The organism is Pseudomonas sp. TNT3, from assembly GCF_010095445.2.
Lineage (GTDB): Bacteria > Pseudomonadota > Gammaproteobacteria > Pseudomonadales > Pseudomonadaceae > Aquipseudomonas.
Map to the genome: position 1 here is coordinate 20,211 of NZ_WFGV02000014.1, position 12,820 is coordinate 33,030.

Genomic DNA, 12,820 nt, shown 5'->3' on the forward strand with positions numbered 1-12,820 from the left:
CGCTCGATGAGCGGCCAACATCGCCGCTCATCCGCAAAAGCCTCTCATTACCTGTAATTGTCTTAGCCTCAGGAACATCCCGGACAACTCCCGGTCGAAGGGCCGATACCCATTGAGGAAGGTCGGAATGAAGTTATCCGATGGTTTTGACGCTCGCCGCTTGCGGCCCAAAGGCCAAAGCAACTGGCGTTTTCGATTCGGCGCAGCGTTTGCGGCGTTGCTTGCCATGTGCGGCGTGTTACTCGCCATGGCCGGTGCAGCGAGCCTGCTCGGCCGTCCGCCGGCACTCGGCGAACTGAATGCAAGTCCGCTGGGGTCGGCAATCATCCTGGCGGTAGGCCTGTTCGTGCTGTACATCGGTGTCTGGCTGTGGCGCCGATGCCGGCGTCGCTCTCGCCAGTCCCGTGAACTCAACATGTCCCCGCACTTGATGAAAAAACACGATTGAATTGAAGGCCCGACCTGACGGCGGGCCTTCATTTGTATGGCTGAAGCCTGGACTTGGGTAAACTGGCCGCCCTTCGCGGAGGCTGACATGCAAGACGACGATTTTTCCCTGTTCAAAAGTGCGATCCAAGGCGTCAAGCCGATCAAGCACGATCGCGCCGAAACCGGCAAACCCAAAGCCGACCGCGCGCAAATTGCCAAACTGCGTCAGGCCGCCACCGTGCGCACCGATGCCACCACCGTTGACGGGCTCTCCGATCAGTTCGTGATCGACGTCGGGCCGGAAGACGAGCTGATGTGGGCCCGGGACGGCGTGCAGGAAAGCCAGATGCGCAAGCTCAAGGTCGGACAGATTCCGTTCGAAGGCAGCCTCGACCTGCACGGCATGAACGTGGAAAAAGCCCGGGAAACGCTCTGGGCCTTCCTGGCAGAAGCCACCAAATTCGAAATCCGCTGCGTGCGCGTCACCCATGGCAAAGCCGTGCGTCTGGACGGCAAGCGCCCGATGATCAAAAGTCACGTCAACACTTGGCTGCGCCAGCATTCCCAGGTCCTTGGCTTCACCTCGTGCCAGGCCAGACATGGCGGCGCCGGGGCGGTTTACGTGATGCTCAAACGAACCATGATGGAAGGTCGCGACGAGTAGCGCTGTCGCTTCACGCGCGTTTCTGGCTGTTGTTGTCTTTCGTCAACGTGATGAGTAGGCTTTGAAACCTCAATATTGCTTGAGCTCAACAGCCATGAAGGAAAAAGTCACCGACCTTCAAAATCTAAGCGTGGGCCAAGTCGCAAAACGCAGTGGCTTGTCTGTTTCCACGCTGCATTTTTATGAGTCCAAAGGCTTGTTAGGGTCTAAGCGCACAGCCGGCAATCATCGGGTCTACGCTCGCGGCACGCTTCGTCGGATCGCGATTATTCGAATAGCGCAAGCCAGCGGGATTTCACTGGCGGAGATCAAGACAGCGCTTGAACCCATTCCCCATGATCGCAAAGCTTCAGCCAAGGAATGGGAAACGGTATCGAAAGCGTGGGCTTCCTCTCTGAAACGACGGATCGAGCAACTGACCAGGCTGTCCACCAGCCTTGAAGGTTGCATCGGTTGCGGCTGCCTGACCATGGGTGCATGCCCGTTGCTCAATCCACAGGATTTGCTGGGCGAAACCGACTCGGGCCCGGTGATTTTTGACCAGGCACTAGAGAAAACACTGGAAACATGATCAGCGCCCCTCCCCGTCATGAGGCCAGCACAACTGCAAACCCTTCATGACGGCAGTGCTCGCTCTGAACATCAGAGCCAGACGGCAATACAACTGCCGGCACACTTACGCTACCATGTGCCCAATGACAGGCATGAACCTCGGGTTCATTGCGAATCAGCTCGGCCACAGCGTGCAAATGCTGCTGACGACTTATAACCGGCGGTCGACTCCAGACAAGACTGAAGCGGAGCCGGGAAGCTGGAGCAACGCCTGATTGGTACAAAATTGGTACAGACAGAAACCGTACCCCTCTAGAACCTATACGGAATAAAGCTCTGTGACATTGGAACAGAATTACACCGCGATTCTCGGCCAATTGGGCGAGGACGTCTCCCGCGAGGGCCTGCTCGACACGCCAAAGCGTGCCGCCAAAGCCATGCAGTACCTCTGCCGCGGCTATGAACAAACGCTGGAAGAAGTCACCAACGGTGCCTTGTTCAGCTCCGATAACAGCGAAATGGTGCTGGTGAAGGACATCGAGCTCTACTCGTTGTGCGAACACCACCTGCTGCCGTTTATCGGCAAGGCCCACGTCGCCTACATCCCGAGCGGCAAAGTACTGGGGCTCTCGAAAGTCGCGCGGATTGTCGATATGTACGCCCGTCGCCTGCAGATCCAGGAAAACCTCAGCCGTCAGATCGCTGATGCCGTGCAGGAAGTCACCGGCGCCCTGGGCGTTGCCGTGGTGATCGAAGCCAAGCACATGTGCATGATGATGCGCGGTGTGGAGAAACAGAATTCGTCGATGATCACTTCGGTGATGCTGGGTGAGTTCCGCGAAAACGCGGCGACCCGCAGCGAGTTTCTCAGCTTGATCAAGTAATTCGCAGCACGAAAATAACCGGCATTTATCGCCGGTTTTTTTTCGCCTGTGAAAAATCAGGTAAGCTGCGCGCCTTCCGCTTGCCCCTGTGAGGCTTATACCGTGTTCGTAAAAGCGCTTCGTGTCGGCCTAGGCCAACTGATCATCTTCATCGACTTCATCACTCGCCCCGGCAAAAAACAGCGCCCGGCCGAAGTTCAGGCTCAGGTCAACACCGCAGCCAAGGGCCTGACCCTGTATCAATTCCACGCGTGCCCGTTCTGCGTAAAAACCCGCCGCACCTTGCGCCGCCTGAATGTTCCGGTCGCATTGCGCGACGCAAAGAACAACGAACAGGATCGCCAGACGCTGCTGGAACAGGGCGGCAAGGTCAAAGTGCCGTGCCTGCGCATTGAAGAGAATGGCCAGACCACCTGGATGTATGAGTCCAAGGTGATCATTGATTATCTGGACAAGCGGTTTGCGGCGGCTTGATGTATATGCGGTGCGCTGACTGACGCCATCGCCAGCAGGCTGGCTCCCACAGGTTTTGTGAGCGCCGCTAATCCACTGTGGGAGCCAGCCTGCTGGCGATGAGGACAGCCCAGTCACCGCTGATTAAAAAACCGGCCCCAGAGCCGGTTTATTTGTATTTCAGGCAACTTTTTCTATCAGCGCCTGGCGCACTACCCCCGCCAAACGCTTGAGCCCTTCATCCAGCCGTGCCGGATCGATATGGCTGAAGTTCAGCCGCAAATGCCCCGGATGATTATCCGGTTCAGGGAAAAACGGCTCCCCCGGCATGAACGCCACATCAGCCGCCAGCGCGTTCTTGAGCAACGTACGGGTGTCCAGCGGTTGCTTGAGCGTCAGCCAGAAAAACAACCCGCCCTGCGGCACACTCCAGTCTGCCAGATCGGAAAAATGGGTTTCCAGAGCCAATTGGAATGCATCCCTTCGAACCCGATAGAAGTCCCGCAGCTCGCTCAAATGGTGCTGGAATTTCTCGGTGCCGATCCATTGCAATGCCTGCCACTGCCCTACCCGATTGGTGTGCAGGTCAGCCGATTGCTTGAGTTTCAACAAGTGCGGGAACAGATCCGGGCTGGCAATCAGGTAACCGACACGCAACCCCGGCAGAAGGGTTTTCGACACGGTACCGGTATAGATCCAGCTGCTTTTCTTCAAACGACTGACAATCGGTGTGGCGCTACCACCATCGAAAGTCAGCTCACGGTACGGCTCGTCTTCAATTAGCGTGACGGCGAATTCATCGAGCAACGCCGCCACGGCATCACGCTTGGCTTCGCTGTAGCGAACCGCTGAAGGATTCTGGAACGTCGGGATCAGGTAGATGAAAGCCGGACGGTGTTTTTCCAGACGGCTGCGCAACGTCGCCAGGTTGGGACCATCGGCTTCCAGCGGAACCGTGATGCAGTCTGCCCCGAACAGCTGAAAGATCTGCAGTGCGGCCAGGTAGGTCGGCGCTTCTAGCAGGATTTCAGTGCCTTGGTCGATGTACAGCTTGGCTGCGAGGTCCAGGGTCTGTTGCGAACCGCTGACCACCAATACCTGGCTCGCTTCGCACGGTACGCCCAAGGCGCGCGCTTGCGCAGCCAACACTTCACGCAACGCCGGCTCCCCTTCGCTCATGCCGTACTGCCCTATGGCCACCGGCATGTCGGCCCAGTCGACTTTCGGCAGCATCGCCTCGGCCGGCAAGCCGCCCGCGAACGACATCACTTCGGGGCGCTGGGCAGCAGCAAGGATTTCACGGATCAAAGAACTTTTAAGGCGCGAGACACGTTCGGAAAAAGCCATGGGGATCACCGGTAGCGAGGCTTGAGGAAAATAAGTCAAACTGGTTGACCGAAATTACGACACCCCGAACGGATACGTCAATATGCTTGACCTTAAAAATCCATCGACTCAGCAACAGGCCATGGAAGCGTTTTTCTTTGGCTATCAGGCGTTCACCGCCAAGGCTGACGAAATGCTTGAGCGGCGCGGATTGAGTCGAGTCCATCAACGGATCGTATTTTTCATCGCCCGTTATCCGAACCTGAGCGTCAAGGAACTGCTGGAACTGTTGGGTGTAACCAAACAAGCGTTGAACATGCCGCTGCGTCAATTGGTGGAAATGCACCTGGTCGACAGCGTCGCGTCCGAGACAGACAAACGTAAGCGGTTGCTGGAATTGACCGAGGATGGCGCGCGTTTTGAGCAGTCACTGCGGCGTGAGCAAGTGAAGTTGCTGGAGCGGGTGTTCGCCGAGGCTGGAGAGGCGGCGGTGGATGGGTGGCTGGCGGTGAATCTGGCGCTTGGGAAAAGTCAGACTGTTGATTGACTGTTCTGGCCCCATCGCCAGCAGGCTGGCTCCCACATGACCTGTGGTGGACATAATCCTGTGGGAGCCAACCGGATGGGGGCACAGTGATCCGTGGTGAACACAAATCCTGTGGGAGCCAGCCTGCTGGCGATGGGCCCTCGAAGGCCATATATCCCTATCACCAAACTTTTCGTCTACAAAATCAAAAACAATATTTGCTTTATTTGTACACAAAAGCATAATCCACTTCGTGCGAGTTCCTGACCAAGCGGTCAACAAATTCGCAAGTGCCTCAAAGGACCGCTGCCGCCCTCATGGGTCCGGTCCTGGAAATAACAATAAAACTCTTGAGGAGTACTCGCTGTGGAAAGCCGCAAATCCGAAGCATCGACGCTGGATCTCTCGCCGCCTGTACCTAACGGCTGGCTGGAGCGCATCTTTAAACTCACCTTGCATGGCACCACGGTGAAGACCGAACTGATTGCCGGTCTGACAACCTTCATCACCATGGCTTACATCATCTTCGTCAACCCCAACATCATGGCCGATGCGGGGATTGATCACGGCGCCGCGTTCGTGGCCACCTGCATCGCTGCTGCGCTGGGCTGCCTGCTGATGGGCCTTTACGCCAACTGGCCAGTGGGCCTGGCACCGGGCATGGGCCTGAACGCTTTCTTCACCTACACCGTGGTCGGCACCATGGGCTACAACTGGGAAACCGCACTGGGCGCGGTGTTCGTGTCCGGTGTGCTGTTCATGATCCTGACCTTTTCCCGAATCCGCGAATGGCTGCTCAACAGCATCCCCGTGAGTTTGCGCTACGCCATGGGCGCTGGCGTGGGCTTGTTTCTTGGGCTGATCGGTCTGAAAACCGCCGGCATCGTCGTCGATAGCCCGGCCACACTGATCAAACTCGGCTCCCTGCGCGAGCCTGGTCCACTGCTCGCCGCCATCTGCTTCCTGATGATCGCCGTGCTCAGCTATCACAAAGTGTTCGGCGCGATCCTCATCAGCATCATTACCGTGACCCTGGCCGGTTGGGGCCTGGGCCTGGTGCACTACGAGGGCATCATGTCGGCCCCGCCGAGCCTGGCACCGACCTGGATGGCGATGAACGTCGCCGGCGTCTTCAACATCAGCATGATCAGCGTGGTATTGGCTTTCCTCTTCGTGCACATGTTCGACACCGCCGGCACCCTGATGGGCGTTGCCCAGCGCGCCAATCTGGTGAACGCGGACGGGCGGATTGAAAACCTCTCGCGCGCCATGAAAGCTGACAGTGCTTCCAGCGTGTTCGGCGCGGTAGTCGGTGTGCCCCCGGTCACCAGTTATGTGGAAAGCGCCGCGGGGGTTGCCGCAGGTGGTCGGACTGGTCTTACCGCGGTGACGGTAGGTGTGCTATTTATTGCCGCGATGTTCTTCGCACCGCTGGCCGGCATGATCCCCGCCTACGCCACTGCGGGCGCGCTGATTTATGTCGCGATGCTGATGATGGGCGGCATGAAGCACATCGAATGGGACGAAGCCACAGACAGCATCCCTGCAATCGTCACGGCGATCATGATGCCCCTGACCTTCTCGGTCGCTGATGGCATCGCGCTAGGCTTTATCACTTACGTGGTACTGAAGGCATTCACCGGCAAGCACAAGGAAATCTCCGTCAGCCTGTGGGTGCTCTGCGCGATCTTCATCGCCAAGTTTGTTTTCTTGTAAACGTTACGCATAACGCGTTTCGAACCAGCCTCACCCCGTCGGGTGGGGCTTTTGCACAAATGGAGGAAAGTGATGAGTCTGGAAACCTGGCTGCTGTTCAGCGGCGCTGCGCTGGTAGTGATCCTGATCCCGGGGCCACTGTCTTTGCTGATGATCAGCAACAGTCTGAATTACGGTTTGCGTCGTTCGTACCCGGCGTTTCTGGGCGGCGTGATTGCGTCGATCTGTTTGTTGAGTGCTTCGGCTTTGGGGTTGGGCGCGTTGTTGCTGGCCTCGGAACAGCTGTTCAGCGCGCTGAAGATTGTCGGCGCGCTGTACCTGTTCTACCTCGCCTGGCAGAGCTGGCAGCAATCGCGTCAGCCTTCGGTGGGCGCTGAAGTGCCCCAGGCGGCGGCTGTTCCGCGCTTTCGCGCATTGTTCGGCCGCGCGTTTGTGTTGGGTGCCAGCAACCCGAAAGATATTCTGTTCTTCGCCGCGTTCCTGCCGCAGTTTCTGAGTGCCGAGCAACCGTTCCTGCCGCAGTTGCTGGTGATGATCGCGACGTGGACGGTGCTGGATCTGCTGTGCAAGCTGGCTTATGGGCTGGGAGCCCACGGTGCCGCGCGTTATCTACGCAGCGGCAAGGGGCAGAGTTGGTTTAACCGGGTGAGTGCCGGCCTGTTCAGTGGGGCGGGTGCGGCGTCGCTGTTGAGCCGTTAAAAGGCATCGCGGGCAAGCCCTCCCCCACAAGGTTCTGTGAGCGCCATCACCTTGTGGGAGCGGGCTTGCCCGCGATGGCGTCGGCGCTGACAACCCATTTCTCGAAGCAAAAAAAAGCCCGCAGTGTGAGCGGGCGAAAGACCAAAGAAGCTATATGCGCAGTCGCTTCCAGGTTGAGGCAGCTGCTTGGGGGATCAGCTGCCGCGGTACGTGGAATAGCTGTACGGCGAAATCAGCAGCGGTACGTGGTAGTGATCCTGCTCCGCAGAGATGCCAAACCGCAGCACCACCACATCCAGAAAAGCCGGCTCCGGCAACTGAACACCACGGGCGCGATAGTAATCGCCCGCATGGAACTGAACCTGATAAACCCCGGTACGGTAATCATCACCTTGCAGCAGCGGTGCATCGACACGGCCATCGCTGTTGGTTATCGCGCTGGCGACCAATTCCAGCTGCGAGCCTTCAACGCGGTACAACTCGACTTTGATCGAGCTGCCCGGGCAACCGTGTGCAGCGTCCAAAACGTGTGTAGTCAAACGTCCCATTGATTCTGCGCGCCTGCCTGCCAAGAGCAGTCAGGCCTCGCGCCTCCCGAAGTCAGTTGTAAAGGAGACCGCACCGATTCGGAGCACGAAACGCTGCGGCGAGCGATTGATTAAGACACTTTTCAAAAAAATTGTACACAATAAAAACGACATTTTTCCATCCGACAACGCCATTGCAAATTTTGTGGTGCATAGACAGCCAAACCATAGGATCAGCGGACCTTCCATCCATTAGCTGACCGGTCAGGCAGGTTTCTTGCAGTACCATCCTTTCATGACAGTCAATGAAAAATGCGAAAATTCAGGCTTACAAAGTGGATATAAAGTTGTATACAATCAGCCCATCGCTGTGACGCCAGCCTGTAATCCGTTATCAGGCACGCCACACTTACCTGACATTGATATGCCACGAACAAGAAGGAAGACTGCAGTGAGCGCTGACTACCCACGCGACCTGGTCGGTTACGGCAGTAACCCTCCGCACCCACACTGGCCGGGCAATGCCCGCATCGCCTTGTCCTTCGTACTCAATTACGAAGAAGGTGGCGAGCGCAACATTCTGCACGGCGATAAAGAATCTGAAGCCTTCCTGTCGGAAATGGTCTCGGCGCAGCCTTTGCAGGGCGAGCGCAACATGAGCATGGAATCGCTCTACGAGTATGGCAGCCGTGTCGGCGTCTGGCGGATCCTGAAACTGTTCAAGGAATTCGACATTCCGCTGACCGTCTTTGCCGTGGCCATGGCAGCACAACGCCACCCGGACGTGATCCGCGCAATGGTCGACGCCGGCCACGAGATCTGCAGCCACGGCTATCGCTGGATCGACTACCAGTACATGGACGAAGCCCAGGAACGCGAGCACATGCTCGAAGCGATCCGCATCCTCACCGAAATCACCGGCGAACGCCCGCTGGGCTGGTACACCGGCCGCACCGGCCCGAACACCCGTCGCCTGGTGATGGAAGAAGGTGGTTTCCTCTACGACTGCGACACCTATGACGACGACCTGCCCTACTGGGAACCCAACAACCCGACTGGCAAGCCGCACCTGGTGATCCCGTACACGCTGGACACCAACGACATGCGCTTCACCCAGGTCCAGGGTTTCAACAAGGGTGACGATTTCTTCGAATACCTCAAGGACGCGTTCGACGTGCTGTACGCCGAAGGCGCAGAAGCACCGAAGATGCTGTCGATTGGTCTGCACTGCCGACTGATCGGCCGTCCGGCGCGCCTGGCCTCGCTCAAGCGCTTTATCGAATACGCTAAAAGTCATGAACAGGTGTGGTTCAGCCGCCGCGTCGACATTGCGCGCCACTGGCAAGAAACCCACCCGTACCAAGGGGCTGCCAAATGAGCACCTTCAAAACGCTGAAACCATCGACCCTGAGCCGCGACGCGTTTGTCGCTGCCTTCGCCGACATCTACGAACATTCGCCATGGGTGGCCGAAAAGGCTTTCGACCTGGGCCAGGACCCTTCGATCGACGAGATCGAAACCCTGCACCAGCGCATGAGCGACATCCTGTTGAGTGCTGATCACGAAAGCCAGCTGGCCCTGATCAACGCTCACCCGGACCTGGCCGGCAAAGCTGCCGTCCAGGGCCATCTGACCGAAGCCAGCACCAATGAACAAGCTGGCGCCGGTATTCACCAATGCACGGCCGAAGAGTTTCAGCGCTTCACCGAGCTGAACGACGCCTACAAAGCGAAGTTCAAGTTTCCCTTCATCATGGCGGTAAAAGGCAGCAACCGGCATCAGATCCTCGCGGCGTTCGAAACGCGCATTCACAACTCGGCAGACACCGAATTCAAATGCGCGCTGGCGGAGATCAACAAGATCGCCCTGTTCCGATTACTGACCCTATAAGCAAGCCTGGCCCGAGTGCTGTTAAACGCGAAAAGCACCCAGGGCCCTGCAAGCATCCCAAGCCAACTTATTAAAGGCAGACAAGAAGAATGAAAGCTTACGCCGTACCTTTCGAGAAGTTCGTCAACCTGGCCGACGCCCGCCTGGGCACCAAAATCATCTCGGTCACCGATGACTGGTTTGCAGACGCCAACCGTCTGTTTCAGCCGACCCCGGCCGTATGGAAGGAGGGCGTGTTCGATGACAACGGCAAGTGGATGGACGGCTGGGAGTCGCGCCGCAAGCGCTTTGAAGGCTACGACAGCGCGGTGATCCGCCTGGGCGTTCCGGGCTCGATCAAAGGCGTGGACATCGACACTTCATTCTTCACCGGCAACTTCCCGCCGTCGGCCTCCCTGGAAGCCTGCTTCCTGGCCTCGGGCGAGCCGGACGAAAACACCCAGTGGACTGAAGTACTGTCAGCCGTCGAGCTGCAGGGCAACAGCCACCACTACCACGAGATCAACAACGACCAGTCGTTCAGCCACCTGCGCTTCAACATCTACCCGGATGGTGGCGTGGCCCGTCTGCGCGTGTACGGCATTCCGTTCCGCGACTGGTCCGCTGTGGGTGACAACGAGCAAGTGGACCTGGCTGCAGCCCTCAACGGTGGCCGCGCCCTCGCCTGTTCCGACGAACACTTCGGTCGCATGAGCAACATCCTCAACCCGGGCCGTGGCATCAACATGGGCGATGGCTGGGAAACCGCACGTCGTCGCACACCTGGCAATGACTGGGTGATCGTCGCACTGGGTCATGCCGGCGAGATCGAGAAAGTCGTCGTCGACACCCTGCACTTCAAAGGTAACTACCCGGACACATGCTCGATCCAGGGCGCGTTCGTGAAGGGCGGTACCGACAGCCAGATCGAAACCCAATCGCTGTTCTGGCGTGAGCTGTTGCCCGCTCAGAAACTGGAAATGCACGCCGAACACACCTTCGCCGAGCAAATCAAGGCCCTGGGCCCGATCACCCACATCCGCCTGAACGTGTTCCCGGATGGTGGTGTAAGCCGTCTGCGCGTACTGGGCAAGGTCGCTAAATAAGGTTGAATTCAATCGCTGGCAAGCCAGCTCCCACAGGTTTTGTAAACGCCACAGTCCATTGTGGGAGCGGGCTTGCCCGCGATGGCGATAGTTCTAACAACACAGAATTCGGAAAAGAACAGCATGCGCACATTGACGATTGAACCGCTGACTAAAGAAGCCTTCGCCCCTTTCGGTGACGTGATCGAAACCGATGGCAGCGATCACTTCATGATCAACAACGGTTCGACCATGCGCTTCCATAAACTGGCGACGGTGGAAACCGCCAAGCCAGAAGACAACGCGATCATCAGCATCTTCCGCGCCGACGCGCAGGACATGCCGCTGACCGTTTGCATGCTGGAGCGTCACCCGTTGGGCAGCCAGGCTTTCATTCCGCTGCTCGGCAACCCCTTTCTGATCGTGGTCGCGCCAGTTGGCGATGAACCTGTATCAGGCTTGGTCCGCGCCTTCGTCACCAACGGCAGGCAGGGCATTAATTACCATCGCGGCGTTTGGCACCATCCGGTGCTGACGATCGAAAAGCGGGATGACTTCCTGGTGGTTGATCGCAGTGGCACAGGCAATAACTGCGATGAGCATTTTTTCAAAGAGGATGAGCGTTTGATCCTCGCCCCCCACCAATAAGAGAAGGTCTGATCACTCGACAACAGAGTGACAGGCGAGAGGTAAAGACTGTGGAAGCACATCTGTTTGAATGGCTGAACCTGAGCGTGCGCTGGGTTCATATGATTACTGGCGTGGCCTGGATCGGCGCGTCGTTCTATTTCGTCTGGCTGGAAAACAACCTCAATCGGGTCAACCCGAAAAGTGGTCTGGCGGGCGATTTGTGGGCGATCCACGGCGGCGGTATCTACCACCTGGAAAAATACAAACTGGCCCCACCGACCATGCCGGACAACCTGCACTGGTTCAAATGGGAAGCCTACTTCACCTGGCTGTCGGGGATCGCGCTGCTGTGCGTGGTGTTCTACTCCAACCCGACGCTCTACCTGCTGGCTCCGGGCAGCACACTGAGCGGTCCTGAAGGCGTGGCCATCGGTATCGGCTCGCTGTTCATCGGCTGGTTCATCTACTCCTTCCTCTGCGACTCGGCCTTGGGCAAACGCCCTGCCCTGCTCGGTTTCATCCTGTTCGTCCTGATCATCGGCGCGGCTTACGGCTTCAGCAAAGTGTTCAGCGGTCGTGGTGCGTACCTGCACGTCGGCGCGATTATCGGCACCATCATGGTCGGCAACGTGTTCCGCATCATCATGCCGGCGCAACGTGCACTGGTGGCGGCGATTGCCGAGAACCGCACGCCCGATCCGGCACTGCCGGCCAAAGGCTTGCTGCGTTCGCGTCACAACAACTACTTCACCTTGCCGGTGCTGTTCATCATGATCAGCAACCACTTCCCGAGCACCTATGGCAGCCAATACAACTGGCTGATCCTGGCCGGGATCGCGGTGCTGGCGGTGTTGGTCCGTCACTACTTCAACACCCGTCACGACAGCCACAAGTTCGCCTGGACCCTCCCGGTTGCCGCCATCGGCATGATCAGCCTGGCCTACGTAACGGGTCCTGCGCAGATGCCGAGTGCACCTGATGTCGCCAAGGCTGCTGGCACCATCGAGTACCAGCCATTGCCGGAAACAGCAGTGGGCGGTGGTTTGAAACCGGCTGAAGCAAAACCTGCCGAGGCCCCTGCTACCGCACCGGCCCAAGCGTCCAATGCGGGCCCTGGTTTCGAGAAGGTGCACAGCGTGATTCAGGAACGTTGCGCGGTGTGCCACTCGGCCAAACCGACCAGCCCGCTGTTCAGTGCAGCACCCGGTGGCGTGATGTTCGATACCCCCGAGCAGATCCGCCAGAACGCCCCGCGCATTCAGGCGCAAGCGGTCACCAGCCAGATCATGCCACTGGGCAACATCACGCAGATGACCCAGCAGGAACGTGACCTGATCGGTGCCTGGATTGTGCAGGGAGCGTCGACCAATTAACCGCTGAAAAGCTTCGCGGGCAAGCCTTGCTCCCACAGGATTCACTAGAACCTGTAGGAGCAAGGCTTGCCCGCGATCGGCCGCACT

At 58.1% G+C, this 12,820-nt stretch carries 15 protein-coding genes; 13 read left to right on the top strand and 2 right to left on the bottom strand.

Going from position 1 to position 12,820, the window contains the following annotated elements; translation table 11 throughout:
- Window positions 1–127: 127 nt before the first annotated feature.
- The 5 genes from GBC55_RS10900 to GBC55_RS10920 all read left to right on the top strand — a co-directional run bounded on the left by GBC55_RS10900 (window position 128) and on the right by GBC55_RS10920 (window position 3,003).
- Window positions 128–448: a hypothetical protein gene (locus GBC55_RS10900; RefSeq protein WP_162437480.1), complete on the top strand. Its 321-nt coding sequence runs from the start codon at window positions 128–130 to the stop codon at window positions 446–448.
- Between the two features lie 87 nt (window positions 449–535).
- A complete protein-coding gene (locus tag GBC55_RS10905; protein WP_162437481.1) occupies window positions 536–1,093 on the top strand; it encodes a Smr/MutS family protein in 558 nt (185 codons plus the stop codon).
- Window positions 1,094–1,187: 94 nt separating this feature from the next.
- A complete protein-coding gene (soxR, locus tag GBC55_RS10910) occupies window positions 1,188–1,664 on the top strand; it encodes a redox-sensitive transcriptional activator SoxR (RefSeq protein WP_162437482.1) in 477 nt (158 codons plus the stop codon).
- A gap of 319 nt (window positions 1,665–1,983) precedes the next feature.
- Complete coding sequence (folE, locus tag GBC55_RS10915) at window positions 1,984–2,529, top strand: GTP cyclohydrolase I FolE (RefSeq protein WP_162437483.1); 546 nt, start codon at window positions 1,984–1,986, stop codon at window positions 2,527–2,529.
- A gap of 102 nt (window positions 2,530–2,631) precedes the next feature.
- On the top strand, window positions 2,632–3,003 hold the full coding sequence (locus GBC55_RS10920) for a glutathione S-transferase N-terminal domain-containing protein (protein WP_162437484.1): 372 nt from the start codon (window positions 2,632–2,634) through the stop codon (window positions 3,001–3,003).
- 159 nt (window positions 3,004–3,162) lie between these two features.
- On the opposite strand, the gene GBC55_RS10925 is transcribed toward GBC55_RS10920, so the two are convergent.
- Window positions 3,163–4,329: a PLP-dependent aminotransferase family protein gene (locus tag GBC55_RS10925; RefSeq protein ID WP_162437485.1), complete on the bottom strand. Its 1,167-nt coding sequence runs from the start codon at window positions 4,327–4,329 to the stop codon at window positions 3,163–3,165.
- Window positions 4,330–4,411: 82 nt separating this feature from the next.
- Between GBC55_RS10925 and GBC55_RS10930 the strand changes: the two genes are divergently transcribed.
- The 3 genes from GBC55_RS10930 to GBC55_RS10940 all read left to right on the top strand — a co-directional run bounded on the left by GBC55_RS10930 (window position 4,412) and on the right by GBC55_RS10940 (window position 7,249).
- Entirely contained in the window at window positions 4,412–4,855 is a 444-nt protein-coding gene (locus GBC55_RS10930) for a MarR family transcriptional regulator (RefSeq protein ID WP_162437486.1), read from the top strand.
- A 375-nt stretch (window positions 4,856–5,230) separates the two neighbouring features.
- Window positions 5,231–6,550, top strand: coding sequence for an NCS2 family permease (locus GBC55_RS10935; protein WP_208525774.1), 1,320 nt, complete (start codon window positions 5,231–5,233; stop codon window positions 6,548–6,550).
- Between the two features lie 72 nt (window positions 6,551–6,622).
- Window positions 6,623–7,249 carry a LysE family translocator gene (locus GBC55_RS10940; protein ID WP_162437488.1) on the top strand — a complete coding sequence of 209 codons (627 nt, stop codon included), beginning with the start codon at window positions 6,623–6,625 and terminating at the stop codon, window positions 7,247–7,249.
- Between the two features lie 194 nt (window positions 7,250–7,443).
- On the opposite strand, the gene uraH is transcribed toward GBC55_RS10940, so the two are convergent.
- Window positions 7,444–7,797 carry a hydroxyisourate hydrolase gene (gene uraH / locus GBC55_RS10945; RefSeq protein WP_008031462.1) on the bottom strand — a complete coding sequence of 118 codons (354 nt, stop codon included), beginning with the start codon at window positions 7,795–7,797 and terminating at the stop codon, window positions 7,444–7,446.
- Between the two features lie 430 nt (window positions 7,798–8,227).
- Between uraH and puuE the strand changes: the two genes are divergently transcribed.
- The 5 genes from puuE (at window position 8,228) to GBC55_RS10970 (ending at window position 12,733) form a co-directional block, all read left to right on the top strand.
- A complete protein-coding gene (gene puuE / locus GBC55_RS10950) occupies window positions 8,228–9,154 on the top strand; it encodes an allantoinase PuuE (protein WP_162437489.1) in 927 nt (308 codons plus the stop codon).
- Window positions 9,151–9,666, top strand: coding sequence for a 2-oxo-4-hydroxy-4-carboxy-5-ureidoimidazoline decarboxylase (gene uraD, locus GBC55_RS10955; RefSeq protein WP_162437490.1), 516 nt, complete (start codon window positions 9,151–9,153; stop codon window positions 9,664–9,666). The genes puuE and uraD overlap by 4 nt, the downstream gene beginning before the upstream one ends.
- A gap of 89 nt (window positions 9,667–9,755) precedes the next feature.
- Window positions 9,756–10,751 (top strand): allantoicase, encoded by a 996-nt coding sequence (gene alc / locus GBC55_RS10960; protein WP_162437491.1) that lies wholly within the window; start codon window positions 9,756–9,758, stop codon window positions 10,749–10,751.
- 123 nt (window positions 10,752–10,874) lie between these two features.
- Entirely contained in the window at window positions 10,875–11,378 is a 504-nt protein-coding gene (locus tag GBC55_RS10965) for an ureidoglycolate lyase (protein ID WP_162437492.1), read from the top strand.
- A gap of 50 nt (window positions 11,379–11,428) precedes the next feature.
- Complete coding sequence (locus GBC55_RS10970; protein WP_162437493.1) at window positions 11,429–12,733, top strand: urate hydroxylase PuuD; 1,305 nt, start codon at window positions 11,429–11,431, stop codon at window positions 12,731–12,733.
- Window positions 12,734–12,820 lie beyond the last annotated feature (87 nt).

Excerpts from the sequence above, each read along its gene's own strand:
- GBC55_RS10900 (WP_162437480.1), top strand. The coding sequence starts at position 128 with ATGAAGTTATCCGATGGTTTTGACGCTCGCCGCTTGCGGCCCAAAGGC.
- uraD (WP_162437490.1), top strand. The coding sequence starts at position 9,151 with ATGAGCACCTTCAAAACGCTGAAACCATCGACCCTGAGCCGCGACGCG.
- GBC55_RS10940 (WP_162437488.1), top strand. The coding sequence starts at position 6,623 with ATGAGTCTGGAAACCTGGCTGCTGTTCAGCGGCGCTGCGCTGGTAGTG.
- uraH (WP_008031462.1), bottom strand. The coding sequence starts at position 7,797 with ATGGGACGTTTGACTACACACGTTTTGGACGCTGCACACGGTTGCCCG.
- GBC55_RS10965 (WP_162437492.1), top strand. The coding sequence starts at position 10,875 with ATGCGCACATTGACGATTGAACCGCTGACTAAAGAAGCCTTCGCCCCT.
- GBC55_RS10905 (WP_162437481.1), top strand. The coding sequence starts at position 536 with ATGCAAGACGACGATTTTTCCCTGTTCAAAAGTGCGATCCAAGGCGTC.
- GBC55_RS10930 (WP_162437486.1), top strand. The coding sequence starts at position 4,412 with ATGCTTGACCTTAAAAATCCATCGACTCAGCAACAGGCCATGGAAGCG.
- GBC55_RS10925 (WP_162437485.1), bottom strand. The coding sequence starts at position 4,329 with ATGGCTTTTTCCGAACGTGTCTCGCGCCTTAAAAGTTCTTTGATCCGT.
- alc (WP_162437491.1), top strand. The coding sequence starts at position 9,756 with ATGAAAGCTTACGCCGTACCTTTCGAGAAGTTCGTCAACCTGGCCGAC.
- soxR (WP_162437482.1), top strand. The coding sequence starts at position 1,188 with ATGAAGGAAAAAGTCACCGACCTTCAAAATCTAAGCGTGGGCCAAGTC.